This window comes from Winogradskyella litoriviva, from assembly GCF_013249065.1.
Taxonomy (GTDB): domain Bacteria; phylum Bacteroidota; class Bacteroidia; order Flavobacteriales; family Flavobacteriaceae; genus Winogradskyella; species Winogradskyella litoriviva.
In genome coordinates this window covers 1-255 of record NZ_JABRWQ010000062.1, presented here as the reverse complement: position 1 = coordinate 255, position 255 = coordinate 1, and the positions used below count along the sequence as shown (strand labels likewise).

Here is a 255-nt window from a genome sequence, read left to right as displayed (position 1 = left end):
CAAGCAATGCGATAAGTACGCCAACAGCTTATACAAATACAGAAGCATTTACACAAACCATATGGGTTAGGGTAGAAGATAATATGACCTTAGAAGGCTGTTATAAGTTAACCAGTTTAGAATTAATCGTTAATCCATTACCTGTATTAGTAACGCCAGGTCCAATAGAGTTGTGTGATGTTAACAATCCAGGCGATGAGCAAGAAGGCTTTATCTTAGAAAATGAAGACGCTAATGCTGAGATTTTAAATGGCC

1 protein-coding gene is annotated in these 255 nt (G+C 37.3%); it reads left to right on the top strand.

Translation table 11 applies throughout. The annotated features are described in order from the left end of the window. Nucleotides 1-255, top strand: a 255-nt coding sequence (locus tag HNV10_RS17440; protein WP_173302692.1) for a hypothetical protein, incomplete at both ends; no start/stop codon positions are given.